Source organism: Ruoffia sp. FAM 20857, from assembly GCF_045528645.1.
GTDB classification, from domain to species: domain Bacteria; phylum Bacillota; class Bacilli; order Lactobacillales; family Aerococcaceae; genus Ruoffia; species Ruoffia halotolerans.
In genome coordinates this window covers 1-623 of sequence record NZ_JBGQRB010000122.1, presented here as the reverse complement: position 1 = coordinate 623, position 623 = coordinate 1, and the positions used below count along the sequence as shown (strand labels likewise).

Here is a 623-nt window from a genome sequence, read left to right as displayed (position 1 = left end):
CTCCGATTGTTCTTTAATCGGATCACATACTGACTTTCATTTTCTTCACAAGACTCATACACCTCTGGTGTTGCGAAGCCGCTGTCCCCACGAACCAATATGTCAGTATTCGGTATGGATTCATTGTAGTGGTGTAACAATGGGTCGATAAAGGCTTTCACCCCTTTAGATGTGTACTGATTACCTGAACGCAGTTCAGCTTTTAAGAAATCTCCAGTCAGTCCGTCAAAGGCAACTAATGGGTGGTAGCCGTAGGTTTGATAATGTGCATTATAATCTGTTTGTTCTTGATGGCCAAAGGTATCTGAATGAGTGGAATCGAGATCAATGATTAACTCGGTGTCATTGCGAATCAAACGCGCTTTATCAATGAGCGACTGATTTAATGATTGTAATTGACCCACATTTTCCGTGGTGAAACGATCCAGAAACCGTGAAATTGACGATTGTGAGGCTAATTGTTTTCTGCCTAACACCATTTGAAAGACTGGATCCTGTCGTAACAGATTAGCTGACGAGTCTGCCGAATAACCAGCAATCAGTTGCATAATGAGCTGTTCTAATATCGCTAAATTATCATGCGTGTAGTAAGCACGGTTATCTTTAATGTCCAGAAGTGATTT

Annotated in this window: 1 protein-coding gene; it reads right to left on the bottom strand. The window is 41.3% G+C overall.

What is annotated here, in order from left to right:
* The coding region (locus ACEN4N_RS11510) for an IS1380 family transposase (protein WP_407094270.1) at window positions 1-623 on the bottom strand (623 nt) is incomplete at both ends.